Source organism: Lactobacillus sp. VURO6/B1 (VP7), assembly GCF_058139575.1.
Map to the genome: position 1 here is coordinate 39,866 of NZ_JBVOWJ010000004.1, position 15,222 is coordinate 55,087.

General features: G+C 33.0%; 11 protein-coding genes. 9 read left to right on the top strand and 2 right to left on the bottom strand.

The annotated features are described in order from the left end of the window. Window positions 1-6 precede the first annotated feature (6 nt). A complete protein-coding gene (locus ACZ2M0_RS03170; protein ID WP_490058491.1) occupies window positions 7-873 on the bottom strand; it encodes an SPFH domain-containing protein in 867 nt (288 codons plus the stop codon). A 35-nt stretch (window positions 874-908) separates the two neighbouring features. Beyond that, window positions 909-3,101, bottom strand: coding sequence for an LTA synthase family protein (locus ACZ2M0_RS03175; protein WP_490058493.1), 2,193 nt, complete (start codon window positions 3,099-3,101; stop codon window positions 909-911). 142 nt (window positions 3,102-3,243) lie between these two features. Between ACZ2M0_RS03175 and ACZ2M0_RS03180 the strand changes: the two genes are divergently transcribed. The 9 genes from ACZ2M0_RS03180 to ACZ2M0_RS03220 all read left to right on the top strand — a co-directional run bounded on the left by ACZ2M0_RS03180 (window position 3,244) and on the right by ACZ2M0_RS03220 (window position 15,145). Next, on the top strand, window positions 3,244-3,870 hold the full coding sequence (locus tag ACZ2M0_RS03180) for a VanZ family protein (protein ID WP_187154381.1): 627 nt from the start codon (window positions 3,244-3,246) through the stop codon (window positions 3,868-3,870). A 79-nt stretch (window positions 3,871-3,949) separates the two neighbouring features. After that, window positions 3,950-5,299: a glucose-6-phosphate isomerase gene (locus tag ACZ2M0_RS03185; protein ID WP_490058494.1), complete on the top strand. Its 1,350-nt coding sequence runs from the start codon at window positions 3,950-3,952 to the stop codon at window positions 5,297-5,299. A 182-nt stretch (window positions 5,300-5,481) separates the two neighbouring features. Then, window positions 5,482-6,870, top strand: coding sequence for an MFS transporter (locus ACZ2M0_RS03190; protein WP_490058495.1), 1,389 nt, complete (start codon window positions 5,482-5,484; stop codon window positions 6,868-6,870). Window positions 6,871-7,120: 250 nt separating this feature from the next. After that, complete coding sequence (locus tag ACZ2M0_RS03195; protein WP_490058496.1) at window positions 7,121-7,429, top strand: PTS sugar transporter subunit IIB; 309 nt, start codon at window positions 7,121-7,123, stop codon at window positions 7,427-7,429. 21 nt (window positions 7,430-7,450) lie between these two features. Then, window positions 7,451-8,689 (top strand): PTS sugar transporter subunit IIC, encoded by a 1,239-nt coding sequence (locus tag ACZ2M0_RS03200; protein WP_490058497.1) that lies wholly within the window; start codon window positions 7,451-7,453, stop codon window positions 8,687-8,689. Between the two features lie 2 nt (window positions 8,690-8,691). Then, a complete protein-coding gene (locus ACZ2M0_RS03205; RefSeq protein WP_490058498.1) occupies window positions 8,692-9,054 on the top strand; it encodes a PTS lactose/cellobiose transporter subunit IIA in 363 nt (120 codons plus the stop codon). Then, window positions 9,041-10,498: a glycoside hydrolase family 1 protein gene (locus tag ACZ2M0_RS03210; RefSeq protein ID WP_490058499.1), complete on the top strand. Its 1,458-nt coding sequence runs from the start codon at window positions 9,041-9,043 to the stop codon at window positions 10,496-10,498. Before ACZ2M0_RS03205 ends, ACZ2M0_RS03210 begins: the two co-directional genes overlap by 14 nt. A gap of 21 nt (window positions 10,499-10,519) precedes the next feature. Further along, complete coding sequence (locus ACZ2M0_RS03215; protein ID WP_490058500.1) at window positions 10,520-12,406, top strand: BglG family transcription antiterminator; 1,887 nt, start codon at window positions 10,520-10,522, stop codon at window positions 12,404-12,406. Window positions 12,407-12,553: 147 nt separating this feature from the next. Then, the gene (locus ACZ2M0_RS03220) at window positions 12,554-15,145 is read left to right on the top strand and encodes a sigma 54-interacting transcriptional regulator (protein ID WP_490058501.1); all 2,592 of its coding nucleotides are present in this window, start codon (window positions 12,554-12,556) and stop codon (window positions 15,143-15,145) included. Window positions 15,146-15,222 lie beyond the last annotated feature (77 nt).

Genomic DNA, 15,222 nt, shown 5'->3' on the forward strand with positions numbered 1-15,222 from the left:
CAGAATTTATTCGCTTTCTTTTGTTGCCTCATGCCAGATCTTTGCAGTCGCAGGAATGCTTCCCAAATTCGTAAGGTCATCTTTATTAACTACAATTAGATTGTTAGGTCCCTTAGCTAAATTATTGAAACTGTCCAAACTCTGATTTTTAAAGTAGCCGTCACTTGCTTTAGCCAGGCTGGCTTGCAATTGATCTATCCGATATGCTTCAGCTTCAGCTTCTGTTTTGACAGCTTCAGCTTTAGCCTTAGCCGTTGCAATTAAAGCATCATTTTTAGCCTTTGTAGTCAGTTCAATATTTTTAGCTTCACCTTCAGCTTTTTCAATAGCAGCTATTTTTTCACGATCGGCAGTTAGCTGTTTGTCCATGGCCTTTTGAATTTCGGTGCTAGGTAAAAGTTCATCAATGTTGACTCTGACTACACGAATGCCATAAATGTCCGTTAAATCACCAATAGCATCTGAGAGCTGACTGTTAATACTACTTGTTGAGCCTAAAGCATCATTTAGATCCATCCGTCCAATAATGTCCCTTAAATGGCCACGGATAAGCTCAACCATTGATTTAACTGAATCTGTATTATTGTAAAAATACTTATAGGAATCAGTTACTAAGTAATTTAAGGTTAAGCTGGTAGTAATTTCTGCATTGTCTTTAGTAATAATTGAATATTTTGAAATTTCTGCCGGAAACATTGCCAAGGAAACTTTACGCAACCTCTGTATTACGGGGATGATTAGCACTAAACCAGCTTTTACGGTTCTGGAATATTTGCCTAATGTTTCTATTAAACCTTCATTATTTTGCGGGACGACTCGGCAGCAAGAGAGTAAAAAAAACACAAGCAGCACTAAAATTATAAAAAATTTCATTTTATCCTCCAAAATTAAAAAATTATGTTTATTTCTTAATTATATGACTTTTTGTGATTTTTACTAGGTTTAGTCTGCTTTTCAGTTAAATGATTGCCAGAAACAGATTCTGGAATTGTTGTAATTTCTTCTTCACGACCTTTAAGTTCTGTAGCATCCGTTTTGTATAATCTGGTAGTAGATTTGCGCTGTTTGCTTATAAGTGCAGTGGATTTATTTTTTAATTGCTGCCGGAGGTCTTCTATTTGTATATAATTGGTTAAATAGTCAAACTGTGTGGGGTCAACGGGTTTAAAACCACTAGGAGTGTAAAAACGCAATAAATTATGATTATTTAATAAGTCGGAGTATTTAAGTGACTTTTTGCCTTCTTTTGCCAGTTTTGTAATTTCATATTTTTCTTGTTCAGTAAAATTAATGATCTGCTTGCCGCTTTTGCGGTCGTAAACAACGCCCTTTAAGCCTTTGCCGCCAATAATAACGTATTTCTGACTAACAATAGTGCCGTTCCTAAAAGTAAGCCAGGGGCGATATTTTGGAGCTAGCAGATCACTGCCAAATTGAATATAGTTACGATTTGAAATTCCCAGAAGATGGAGCAAAGTCGGCAATACATCTATTTCACCTGAAACTTCCTGTTTGATTTTTCCCTTTAAATTCGGAGCATGTATCATAAAAGGTACACGCTGCATTTGGACATTATTATAGGCATTCCAAGTATCAGAGCTTTCACCTACAATTGGTGCCAAGGTTTCATTTTCAGAATTAGTTAATCCATAATGATCTCCATAGATCACAACCATAGTATTTTTAATCAAACCCGATTTCTTCAGGTACTTGAAAAATTCGCGGATAGATTGATCCAGATAATGAGCAGTTTCAAAATAATTGTTAATTGATTTGTCTGATGTATCACTAGTTTTAAAACTCGGATCCAAATCTTCTTCATCCATGTCAAAGGGAGTATGGTTTGTGACGGTAATAAATTTAGTATAAAAAGGCTGCTGCATCCTTTCTAAATATTTGATGCTTTCAGCAAACATAATTTTATCTTTGATGCCATAGCCAATATGATCATTTTTATCATGACTAAAATAATTTTGATCAAAGAAATAGTTATAGCCCATGTTTTTATAAACATCATCACGGTTCCAAAATGTGCCGACATTGCCATGAAATACAGCAGAAGTGTAGTTGCCATGTTGACGCAAAATTTGCGGTGCAGCCTGAAAAGTATTTGAGCTGCCCATGGCAGTGAACAAAGACCCGTCAGAAATACCATAAGTGCTGGTTTCCAGCATGTTTTCTGCATCACTGGTGCGGCCAATGCCTACTTGGTGGTAAAAATTGGCAAAACTTAATGTATGTTTGTTGTGATAAAGTGAATTGAGATAGGGCGTAACTTCCTTACCATTAATTTTTAAATCAATTAAAAACTGCTGAAAGCTTTCCAAATGGATTATTATTACATTTTTACCTTTTTCTTTACCAAAATATTCTGTATTTACTGGTAATTTATTTTTTTTGGTATAAGCTAAAATTTTATTTAAATCAGCTGTATTGGCATTCTTATTTACCTGCTCAGTTTGTTCATTTTTTACGGCGTCATAAACTGTGTAGGTATCAATACCAAGATATTTAACAATGTATGAACGATCAAAAGTGGTACCTAACAATCGTGGCCTAGAAGATTCAGCCAAAAAGACATTCAGCACTAAAATCAGAGCGCCAACTGATGTAACAGCAAATGGTGTAAGAAGGCCAAAGGATTTTTGATCAATTCTGATTTTATGAGCAAGCAGTAATATGATTATGATGATAAGGTCAAGCCACAATAATAAGTCAGAAGGTTGAAGCAATGCGACTGCGCTTTTTCCTAAGCCAGGGGCAACTTTACCAGCATTAGTAATGGTCTTCACCGTAATAAAATCGGAAAATTGGCGATAGTAAAGAACATTAGCAAATAACAGTCCAGAATTTGCTACATCAAGCAGGATCATTGCACAATATGAAACAAGAGGCTTGGAAAAATATAATCCAATGCTCATGAGTAAAATTGCACTACCAACAGGGCTTAGCCACATGATAATATGTTGATAAGGATCTGAAATACCCAAATTGAAATCATGATAGGCTGCAAAAATGTATTTGAGCGCAAATAACACAAGCAGAAGGCAGAAAAAGCCTATGCGAGTCTGAATGAAGTTGGTCAGATTTTTTTTATTCAATATGAACTCTCCCTTATCAGACTATTTTAAAAGTTTCTGTGCTTTTAGACAATCTTTTCCGTTTTGTTAGACCTTTTTTAATAATTAATTGCGGAAACTTGAGTATAATTTAAATGAACTATATTTTAGGAATTGAATCAGAATGATATTTTTAGGACCACTATATAACCTGCTTTCGCAACTTTATGCTACTAAAATTAATCATTTTGCTTTGATTAAGCTAATTGTACTAGCACTTGATAAAACTATCTTTTATTTTCTGTTTTTTATGGTAATACGCTTAATCTGGCTAATGACTATTAGAAGTCGGCGTACAATTAAGTCCGAGGCGTCAGTATGGTTATTTGCTTTTTATTTAATTTTAGTACTGATGTTAACTACTTTTCGTAATACTTATTTTCCCTGGAACCTGACGCTTAATCTGCACAGGCCTTTAAACGAAATAAATTTTGTCTTCTTAAGGGAAACTTGGAAAATGTATCATGCTCCGAGCAGGCTAGACTTTGTATACAATTCTTTAGGCAATATCTTGTGCTTTATTCCATTTGGCTTTTTGTCACCCTTTGTTTTTTCAAAAAAACAAACTTTCTGGCGTGTTGTTTTGGCCGGCATCATTTTTTCAGTATTTATTGAAGGGATGCAGTTTTTACTGGAAACTGGCGTGACCGATATTGATGATGTGTTCTTTAACAGTTGTGGAACGGTAATTGGATATTTCTGCTACTGGCTTGTAATGATAATCAGGAGAAAGACGCGTAAAACTAACTAAAAGCACTGGTATTTGTAAATTAAGATTGCTAAAATATTCTTGTGAAATAAATATTTAATTCAGTAAGGAGAGCGTGTTTATGAGTTTAATTAAATTTGATGGCACAAAACTAACACCATTTGTTCATGATAATGAACTAGGCGAGATGCAAGCTTTAGTTAACGTTGCCGACAAGGAACTTAGAGATGGTTCAGGTGCAGGCAATGATTTTCTGGGTTGGGTTGATTTGCCAGTTAATTATGACAAAGAGGAATTTGCCAGAATCAAAAAAGCAGCCCAAAAGATTCAAAGTGACTCTGAAGTTTTAGTTTGTATTGGTATTGGCGGTTCATATTTAGGCGCTCAAGCAGCTATTGAGTTTTTAAATGGAGCCTTCTATGGCAGGGGTAAAGAAAAATATCCTACTGTTGTATTCTGTGGCAACTCATTATCTGGTTCGTATTTACATGATTTGATTGAATGGCTTGGTGAAAAGGACTTTAGTGTTAATGTTATTTCTAAATCTGGTACTACTACTGAACCAGCCGTTGCTTTTCGTATTTTTAAAGATAAATTAATTGAAAAGTATGGCGCAGATGAGGCTAAGAATAGAATTTTTGCTACAACAGATCGTGCTAAAGGCGCTTTAAAAACTGAAGCAGATGCCGAAGGTTATGAAGAATTTGTTGTGCCGGATGATATTGGTGGTCGCTACAGCGTTTTGTCAGCTGTTGGTTTGTTGCCAATTGCAGTTTCTGGAGCCGATATTGACCAGTTAATGAAAGGTGCTGCTGATGCCAGAGCAGAGTATACCAATACGGATTTAAATAACGCGACCCCTTATCAATACGCTGCTTTGCGTAATATTCTTTATCGCAAAGGTTATACCACTGAAATTGTTGAAAACTATGAACCAACTTTAAGAATGTTTAGTGAATGGTGCAAACAACTAATGGGAGAGTCAGAAGGAAAGGATAATAAAGGTATTTGGCCGGCAAGTGCCAACTTTACGACTGACTTGCACTCTTTGGGCCAATATATTCAAGAAGGCCGCAGAAATCTTTTTGAAACAGTTATTAGAGTTGAAAATCCGGCAAATGATGTCAAAATTCCTTCTGATGATCGTAATTTAGACCAGTTAAATTTCTTATCTGGCAAAAGCTTAAACTTTGTAAACGAGCGTGCCTATGAAGGCGTTGTTCTTGCTCATACTGATGGTGGTGTTCCTGTTATGACAGTTAATATTCCTGATCAAACAGAACACACTTTAGGTTACTTAATTTACTTCTTCGAACTGGCAATTGCTGTTTCTGGCTACGTTAATGGCATTAATCCGTTTAACCAACCTGGTGTTGAAGAATATAAACGGAACATGTTTGGTTTACTTAATAAACCAGGTTACGAAGAATTACACGATGACCTAGCAAATAGATTTAAGCAGGAAAAATAATTTTTAATTATTGAAACTATTTTAAAATAAGATTAAGATAAATATGTGCTTACTTTACATGAGATATGTTTATATTAGAAAAAGACATATCATCCTGTACATTGTATTTATTCATATTAACCATTATGGAAAGGGTAAAAGTTTTTGGCTTTTAGCCTTTTTTATTAAGGAGATTTAATTTTATGGCAGAAAAGAAAGAAACACCCAAGCGGGTTTTGGCAATTATCAGTTGTGCTTTAATGGCTTTTGTTTCCATTTTGACAGAAACAAGTTTAAACGTTACTTTTCCCACATTGATGAAACAATTTCACATTGGTTTAGGATTAGTCCAGTGGACGACAACAGGGTATTTACTAACAATTTCTGTGATTATGGTTGCAAGCTCGTATTTAAACGACCGTTTTTCAGCAAGACAACTGTTTTTAACTGCTGCAATTGCATTCATTGCCGGTTCAATTGTAGCTGCTTTTGCCTTTAATTTCTGGATCTTACTTGCAGGTCGGATAATTTCTTCAATTGGAGCAGGATTGTCAATACCATTAATGTTTAATATGGTTGTAGAACTAATGCCGCAAGAAAAATGGGGTTTTTATATGGGACTAACAGGCTTAGTCATTATCCTTGCACCATCTCTAGGCCCCACATTTGGTGGCACGGTTGTTTACTATTTTGGCTGGCCATTAATTTTTGAAATTGTAGCAGTAATTGCTGTGGTTATTATGATTTTAGGTTTATTTGTTGTAGAACAATATCATGAGAAAAAGCATCCTAGTTTTGACTGGTTAAGTTACATTGTTATAGCCAGTGCAATGGTAATTTTCAACTTGGGTTTTAACCGCATCAGCAATGGTTTTACAGATCTTGGTTTTTGGTTCAGCATGATTATCGTGACAATTTTAGTATATACGTTTATAAAATTGTCACGCTCAAGTAAAAAGAAACTGATAAACTTGAGTATTTTCAAAAATAAACCCTTTATTTTTGCCATGATTTCCTATCTCTTATTACAGTTTATCAATATTGGCACCAGCTTTGCGGTACCTAATTATGTGCAAATTGTTAATCATGCCAGTTCTTTAATCGGTGGCTTGGTTTTACTTCCCGGTTGTATTATCAGTGGCATTTTAAACCCTTGGTTTGGTCATATTTATGATAAAAAGGGTGCACCATTGCCCCTACTTACTGGAACAGTATTCTGCTTAACGGCTTGTTTGCTTTTTTCTTTGTTTAGTTTGAAAATTAGTACGCTAATGGTCGGTGTTTTTTATGGCATTATGATTATTGGTCGCCAGATGGCGTTTAATAACACTATGGCTGAAGCCTCAAAATTGCAACCAGAAGAATTGCATACCGATGCGACTGCAGTCTTTCAAACGGGTCAACAGTATGCTGGATCAATGGGAACTACAGTAATGGCAGCTATTATTTCATCTTGGCAAAAAAGACCTGGTAATTACGCAGCACTTACAGCCCAGGGGAGTCAGGAAGCATTCTTATTTTTGACTTTTGTCAGTGTGATAATTTTGCTCAGTTATTTAAACTTATTCAGACTTGAGAAGAAATTGAAATAAAATCAAAAATAAATATCGAAAGAGTCTGGGAAAAAACTCTAACCTAACTAAAAAGGCTGACAAATCACGTCAATAAAACGTTGATTTGTCAGCCTTTTTAAATTGTGAAATTTTTTAATTTAACTTCAAAGAGCACTGTTTTCCCCAGACTCTTTTTTTCACCTCTCTAGTGCAAATCTTTAATTTAAGCATTTTCAAAAATTTGTCATGATAGAGGTGTAGAAAATGTTGTTTAGAAAGGAAAAACGTTATGAGTAAGAAAGTTTTATTGATTTGTGGTTCAGGTGCATCTTCTGGTTTTATGGCCGCAAATATGCGCAAAGCCGCGAAAAAAGCTGGTTTAGACATTAAAATTCAAGCTAGGAGTGAAGCAGAATTATCTGATTATGCTAACGATATTGATGCATTAATGGTTGGACCTCACTTGAAAGCTGAATTTAATGCAATAAAAAGTAGGGTACCTGAGAATGTAAAAGTTATTTTGATGAAGCCAGATTACTATTCAATCCTAGATGGTAAGGGTGCAATAGAACATTTGGAAAAAGAATTAGAACAGTAGGATAAGAAAGGAGTCTTAAAAATGAATAGTTTCATGAATTTTTTAAATGATAAGTTTGCTCCCAGAGCGCAAAAAATTGCAAATAATCAGTGGATTGTGACAATTAAAAATTCAATATTGGAAGTGCTGCCATTTATTTTTGTTGGTTCACTGATAACTCTATTAAATATTCCAACTAATTTTTGGAAATGGTGGCCAGACTTGTCACCAATCAATAGTTTTACTTTTGGCTTAACTTCAATCTTCGTTGCTTTTTTAGTACCGTTTAATTTTATGGAATTTAAAAAGATTAATAAGCAAAGAATAATTGCGGGCTTATCTTCAGTTGCACTTTTTTTGATGTTAGCTAACCCGTCATGGGATAAAACAGGCAGTATGATATCATATCAATTTTCCGAACTGGGTGCAGGAGGCATGTTTGTAGCTTTAATTGAAGGAATTTACGTTTCTTTAATTATGGAACTGTTTGGTAAATTTAGTTTTTTTAGTGATGATACCTCGATGCCAGACTTTGTGACCGCATGGTTTGATTCCATGTTGCCAATCACGGTCGTGATTGCAACAGGATGGTTACTAACAAATATATTACATTTTAATTTTTATCAATTAATTGTTAATATTTTTGCCCCTTTAACTACTTCACTAGATACTTGGTGGGGTTTCTCCTTATTTCTTTTTTTCACGTGCTTTATCTATTCAATGGGTATTTCAGGATGGGTGTTAGCTGCAATTGATCAGCCTGTAATGCTTGCTGGTATAGCCGCTAATGCTAAAGCATTTAGTTCTGGACATGCAGTTACACATATCTTTACCAGTGAACTTATTTATAGTTTTCCTTGGATTGGTGGTATTGGTTGTACCATGCCACTAGTATTAATGATGTTATTTTTAGCGAAATCAAATCGTCTAAAAGCTCTTGGCAAAGCCAGCGTTTTGCCAACTATTTTTAATATCAATGAACCAGTTGTGTTTGGCACAATAGTTTGGAATCCTTATTTAATGATTCCGTTGTGGATTAATGGCTTTGCCCTTCCCTTAATCACTGCTTTATGGTTTAAAGCAGGACTTTCTCCAATACCCCATTCGTTAATGCAAATGTGGTATATCCCATTTCCTTTTGTCACTTGGATCGTCAGTCCCGCAATCAGTTCAATAATTTTATTATTACTTCTCTTTGTCGTTGGCGGTTTAATTTATTATCCATTTTTCAAAGTTTATGACAGGAATTTGGTTAAACAAGAAATTGGAAGTGAGGCTTAGAGGTGGAAGATAGTAAACAGTTTAGTGAAGAAAACATCAAAAACACAATGAACATTATTCTAAACGCTGGCGATGCCCGCGATTTCATTAGTAAAGCCCTTGATGATGTCGCAGATTATAAATATGACAATGCAAAAATGAATATGAAGAAAGCAAATGAAAAATTAATAATAGCTCATCGTCTGCAAACCAAGAAAATTCAGGAAGAAGCTGAAGGTAAACCTATAGAATATTCTGTATTATTTACCCATGCTCAAGATACATTGATGACAATTAATAGTGAATATAATTTGGTAAAGCATTTAATAAATTTATTTGAAAAGCGTAATTGTAAATGTGGAGGTGGTCAAAATGAGAAAAAATAATTTTCCATTCTTCCCTAATAATTTTTTGTGGGGAGGTGCTCAAGCTGCGAGTCAAGCAGATGGTGCTTTTCAGGCAGATGGAAAAGGATTAAATTCCTCAGATGTGCAACCCTATCTTCAAGGATTATCAAATGAAGAGTTGCAAGCTGCGGAGTCAGAAGGGATGACGTTAAAAGAAGTTAAGAAAAACAGTCAAGATACTGAAAATTATTTTCCTAAACGTTTTGGTATTGACTTTTATCGTACTTATAAAGAAGATTTACAGCTTTTAGCTGATGCAGGTTTTTCAACTTTTAGAACTTCTCTAGATTGGTCAAGAATTTTTCCTAATGGAGACGATGAAAAACCTAATGAAAAGGCACTAAGGCACTACTCAGATATGATCGATTGTATGGTGCAATTAGGAATTGAACCAATTATCACCATGAATCATTATGAAACTCCTGTAAATATTACACTTAAATATGGGGGCTGGCCAAATAAGAAGGTTATTCCGCTTTTTGTAAAATTTGGCAAAGTTTTATTAGATTGGTTTGGCGATCGTGTAAAATATTGGATTGTAGTTAATCAAATTAATATGGTTCAGATAGAACCTTGGCTTTCAGTTGGTGTAGCAAGCGATCAATATCCAAATCAGGAACAAGCTCTTTATCAAGCAATGCATAATCAAATTGTGGCAGCAGCAGAAATAAAAAAATATGCACGTTCCTTGAATAATCCTAATATACACATTGGAACAATGGTTGCTGATGGTACTGTTTATCCTGCAAGTAGTAAGCCGGACGATGTTATCCTTGCAATGCAGCAAAATCGTATGCAATATTTTGTGACAGATGTTCAGTTTAGAGGTAAATATCCCCAATTCGCCCTAAATTATTTTAAGAGCAGAGAAATTGAACTTGATATTACGCAAAATGAATTGAAGTTAATTAACGAAAATCATATGGACTTTTTAGGTATTTCATATTATTACTCTCGTATAGTTGATTCCACGAAGAATAAAATGCAGCCAGCAGATAATCTGCAAAACCCGAATCTGAAACAAAGTAATTGGGGCTGGGCTATTGATCCTCAAGGGCTATATAATACTTTATCTCAATATTATGATCGCTATCAAAAACCTATTATTATAGCTGAAAATGGCTTAGGTGCATATGACAAATTAGAAGATGACAAAAAAATACATGATCCTTATCGTTCGGACTATCTGAGTATGCATATTGAACAAGTAGGAAGAGCAATACATGATGGAGCAGAGGTAATAGCTTATTGCGCTTGGGGACCGATTGATATCGTTTCGTGTTCTTCTCAACAAATGTCAAAACGTTATGGCTTTGTTTATGTAGATATTGATGATAATGGTCAGGGAAGTAAAAAACGTTACTTAAAAGATAGTTATTTTTGGTATAAACAAGTTATTGCCTCAAATGGTAAGGAAATATAAAAATGAAAAAGCAAATACGACATGTCAAAGAAAAATAAATTATTGTCATATTTACAAAACTTTCCTGGATGGCATACTTCTCAAGAATTAGCCATTCAATTAGAACTATCAAAAAGAACAATAAAAAACTATGTTCAACAATTTAGAGATCAAGGAATTTTGATATCATCAAGTGTTAAAGGTTATCGCATTGAACAATCTAGTTTAGAGAAAAAACAAGATAAAACTAAATTTAAAGTTCATAAATTACCCGACAATAATGAAGAAAGGGTAAATTATATAATAAACCTGCTAGTTAATAGTTCTTCGCCAATAAATTTGTATGATTTAGCAAATAATCTTTTTGTCAGTGAATCAACAATTTTACAGAATTTAAAACATGCGGATCGTGAATTAAAAAGATTTGGAATCAAATTGATTAGAAAAGGCGATTTTTGGAGTTTAGATGGGAATGAACGTCAAAAAAGAAGTTTGCTTAGCTCGCTCATTTATGAGGAAACTTCTGGAGTATTTATGAATAGAAATATTATTCAAAAGAACTTTCCTCAAATAAATATTCATCAATTAGAGAAATCGATATTGAAAATCTTTCATAATCAAAACATTTATCTAAACACGTTTGAATTAAATAATCTGATACTTCATTTTGCCATTGCAATTGATCGTTGTAGCAATGGTCATAGAATAAAAAATAATAATTCTTCAGGTTCAGTTAAAAAGCAGGAATTTGGTATGGATTTGGTTAACAGTATTGTTGACGATTTACATCTACTATTGACAAATGCTGATTGCCAAGAACTTGCTCTTGTAATTGAAACTGATTTAGGTAATGAAAAAACAACTAAAAATATAGTTTCAAAAGAAACACAAAAACTAGTTGCTGATTTAATTTCCTATGTTTGGCAAATTTATGAAATTAATCTTGATACTTATTCCTTTAAAAAAAGGTTTGCTCTTCATTTAGACAGATTAATTATGCGTTCAAGAACAAAAAATATTGAACATAACCCTCTTGCTACTAATATTAAATATTCTTCACCAACAATTTATGAGTGCGCAGTTATTATGGCCAATAGAATATCTGAAAAAGCTAAAATTACGCTTACTGATAGTGAAATTGGCTATATAGCTATGCATATTGGAAATGCAATGGCTGAACAAATAACCGACAAGCAAAAAATTTCAGTTGTGATAATAATGCCTGAATATTATGACAATTCTCTTGTATTATTAAAAAGATTGCAGAAAAAGTTCTCTGCTGAGATTGATATTAAAAAAATAATTCACGATCCTGCAAATATTAGGAATACTCCTAATGTTATAGACTTATTGATTTCTGTTGGTTCAAATTATGTTGATTCTAAAATTAGTACGGTCAATATTTCACAGTTTTTATTGTCAAATGATATTCAAACTCTACAAGTTGCAATCACATCGAGAAGGCGCCAAATCAAGAGGGATCATTTTCAAGAAGAGCTGTTAAAATTTTTTAATAGTGATAACTTTATTAAGAGCAAAAAAATAAAAAATATAGATCAAGTTTTTGAAATTGTAAATGATAAGTTCTTTGAACAAGGGATAGTTGAAAAAGACTTTAAAAAGTTGCTTAAACAACGTGAAAACTTGTCTTCTACTGCTTTTGATAAAGTAGCAATACCACATTCTTTGAATATGACTGCTAGAAAAAGTCGTGGTTTTATTGTTATTAATCCCAAAGGAATTGAGTGGAGTGATAATAATAGGGTTTATTTGGTAATAGCTTTAGCAATTGATCCCAATAATAAGCAATTATTTCGCAGCGTATTTGATGAATTGTCTGATATTATTACTAATATTGATAATGTGGTTAAACTAATAAATTCTCAAAATTATGGTGAATTTATCATTAACTTGGTAGAAATGTTATAGAAAAAATAAGATAAATGCGGAAAAGCTTGAGAATTAGTAATTTCAAGCTCCACCGCATTTTTTCGTTATTAAAACTTATTGGTCAAAAAGCGAAAAAGTGTTTAAATACAGATAAAGTAATGGCTTACACAAGAAAGAAATGATTTTTTGAAAAAAGCAAAGTATCGTGTATTTGAAAAGTTGAAACAACTATTAAATGATAAATCAGCGGTAACCACAAAAGAGGTTGCAAAAGCAATGAACCTTTCTCGAGGTGTAACTAGTTCATATTTAGCACAACTATATCATGAAGGACTACTGTTTAAAAAGGGTACCAAACCTGTTTATTGGCAACTGATATCTAAAAGGCAAGACGCTTTTGCGCAATTGATTGGGGCAAATGATAGCTTGAAAAATATTGTTAGTCAATGTAAAGCATCTGTTAACTACCCTCCTAATGGTTTTCCTTTAATTATTACTGGACCATCTGGTTCTGGAAAAAGCTATTTGGCATCATTAATTTTTAAATATGCGCAACAAGAAGGAGTCATTAATAAAGGTGCACATTTTGTTGTTTTGAATTGTGCGGATTATGCTAATAATCCAGAACTTTTATCATCTGTCCTTTTTGGCTATAAGAAAGGTGCTTTTACGGGTGCAGACTTTGATAAAACCGGATTGGTTGATCAAGCAGATAATGGCTATTTGTTTTTGGATGAGGTGCATCGATTACCCAGAGAAAGTCAAGAAAAGTTATTTGTTTTACTGGATTCTGGTAAGTTTTATCCGTTAGGCGAAAATAAACATTTTAAGCAAGTTAATGTTCGTTTTATTTTTGCAACAACGGAAAAGTTAGAAGATAAACTATTAAATACATTTTTAAGAAGAGTTCCCCTTAAAATTACTTTACCTGGATTTTCTGAAAGACCACTTATTGAAAAATATCAGCTAATTGAATTCTTTTTTAAACACGAATCAAACAGAATATGTAGGGCAATAAAAATTTCGCGTAATACTATCCAAGTTTTAGTTAATCAAAAGCAGAAGGGCAACATAGGTTCATTAGCAAATAAAATTAAATTGTTGTGTGCTGAAAATTTTAATTCTTCTGATATGAAGACCATTAAGATTCCTAATAATAAAAATTTAAGTGAGTCTAATTGTGATTGGCTTGTTATTAAGCCAAATTCTCAAGGCCTATTAGTAAATTTAGCAAAGAAAAACTTACAAAAATATTTAAGCACATTACTAAGCACTTTGTATGACAATGAAAATAAAAATAGAGAAATTTCTGAGCAAAATCTTGTTTTAAACCAGTTTGTACATGACATTAAAAAGAATACTTTCTTATTAATATATGACCAAAATTTTGAAAAATTTCTCATTCAACAGTTAGCAACTGCTGCTAAAGAAATTGGTAAAAAATATGGAATACGCAAATACCTTAATGGCCAAAAAATAAGTGAAGCGGCTAAAGTTTTATCTGTAATTCAGGAATGTCCTGATTTGCCTGATATATCTAATTTATTAACTCTAATAAGTAAGCATTATCCACGAACGGTTTATTTGTGTAAACAAATCAGCGGCTGTTTCAAAATAGATATTAATACTGACTGGTTTATACCTATCTTTTTATATACAGTTTTTGATGAAATTGCTGGGAAAATTGAATCTCAAAACCTTTTGGCAATTATGGTTTGCCATGGTGGTAATGTTGCTTCTGACATTTGTGCAATCGTAAATGAATTGTGTGGCAACTATATATTTGAAGCATTTGATATGCCACTTAATGTATCTAATCACGAAATTGCCCAAAAAATTGAGCTTTATATTAGAAAACAAGGACGAAAATATGATGGGACAATTTTATTGTTTGATATGGGATCCTTAAGTAATTTATATAAAGAAGTAAAGGAGTTATTAAATAATGATTTACTAGTAATCAATAATTTAACTACGGAAATTGCTCTCGATTTAGGTTTGCAAATCCAGCAAAATAAAAGTTTCAAAAAAATTGCAGAAAAAGCTGAAACTTATCCGAACACAATGAGTGTGAAATATTTTGAAGGAATTTCACAAAAAGCAAATATTATTGTTTCTTGTATGTCTGGTGAAGGACTTGCGGAGGAAATAAAAAGGATTTTGCAAAAAGTTTTGCAGACAGACGTTGAAATTATTACTATGGATTATCATGAGCTAAAATCAACACTTCAAAGACATGATTTGTCATATTTTAAGAATACTAATTTCATATTGACAACAAATAATGTTGATCATCAAAAAGAATTAGATGTACTTAACTTATATGACATAATGGACGAAGATGGGGATAAAAGACTACGGCAATTGTTAAAAGAGATGGGGGAAACTAAAAAAAATATTGATAAATTAACTGGCGAACTGCTTAAATTCTTCACTATTGGTGGTATTAAAGGAAGGCTACGCTTTCTAAATCCTGATGTAGTTATACCTGAAATTCAAGAAATTGTAGCAAAGTTTGAAAACTATTATCATGTAACCTTGACGAATAAGTTTAAATTGAGCTTATACATGCATCTAGCTTTGATGCTGGAACGGTTAATGCTTAATCAAACTATTAACCAAGAAGGCAAAGATACTCAAGAAAAAAGCAAGGAAGAGAAAGACTTCTACCATGTTGCAGAGAAGATCTTTCACAATATTGAACAAAAGTATAACTTAAAAATAAACAATTATGAATTGTCTCTTATTTATGAATTATTTAAAACAAACAGTGAATAAAATATGTGCTTAAGGAAGTGCTCAAAAATGCTCTTCCTTTTTCGTTTTAATTTTTAAAAACCTGGTTATAACAGTAT

Coding starts and splice junctions, on each gene's coding strand:
- ACZ2M0_RS03170 (WP_490058491.1), bottom strand. CDS start 873: ATGAAATTTTTTATAATTTTAGTGCTGCTTGTGTTTTTTTTACTCTCT.
- ACZ2M0_RS03180 (WP_187154381.1), top strand. CDS start 3,244: ATGATATTTTTAGGACCACTATATAACCTGCTTTCGCAACTTTATGCT.
- ACZ2M0_RS03185 (WP_490058494.1), top strand. CDS start 3,950: ATGAGTTTAATTAAATTTGATGGCACAAAACTAACACCATTTGTTCAT.
- ACZ2M0_RS03190 (WP_490058495.1), top strand. CDS start 5,482: ATGGCAGAAAAGAAAGAAACACCCAAGCGGGTTTTGGCAATTATCAGT.
- ACZ2M0_RS03195 (WP_490058496.1), top strand. CDS start 7,121: ATGAGTAAGAAAGTTTTATTGATTTGTGGTTCAGGTGCATCTTCTGGT.
- ACZ2M0_RS03200 (WP_490058497.1), top strand. CDS start 7,451: ATGAATAGTTTCATGAATTTTTTAAATGATAAGTTTGCTCCCAGAGCG.
- ACZ2M0_RS03210 (WP_490058499.1), top strand. CDS start 9,041: ATGAGAAAAAATAATTTTCCATTCTTCCCTAATAATTTTTTGTGGGGA.
- ACZ2M0_RS03215 (WP_490058500.1), top strand. CDS start 10,520: ATGTCAAAGAAAAATAAATTATTGTCATATTTACAAAACTTTCCTGGA.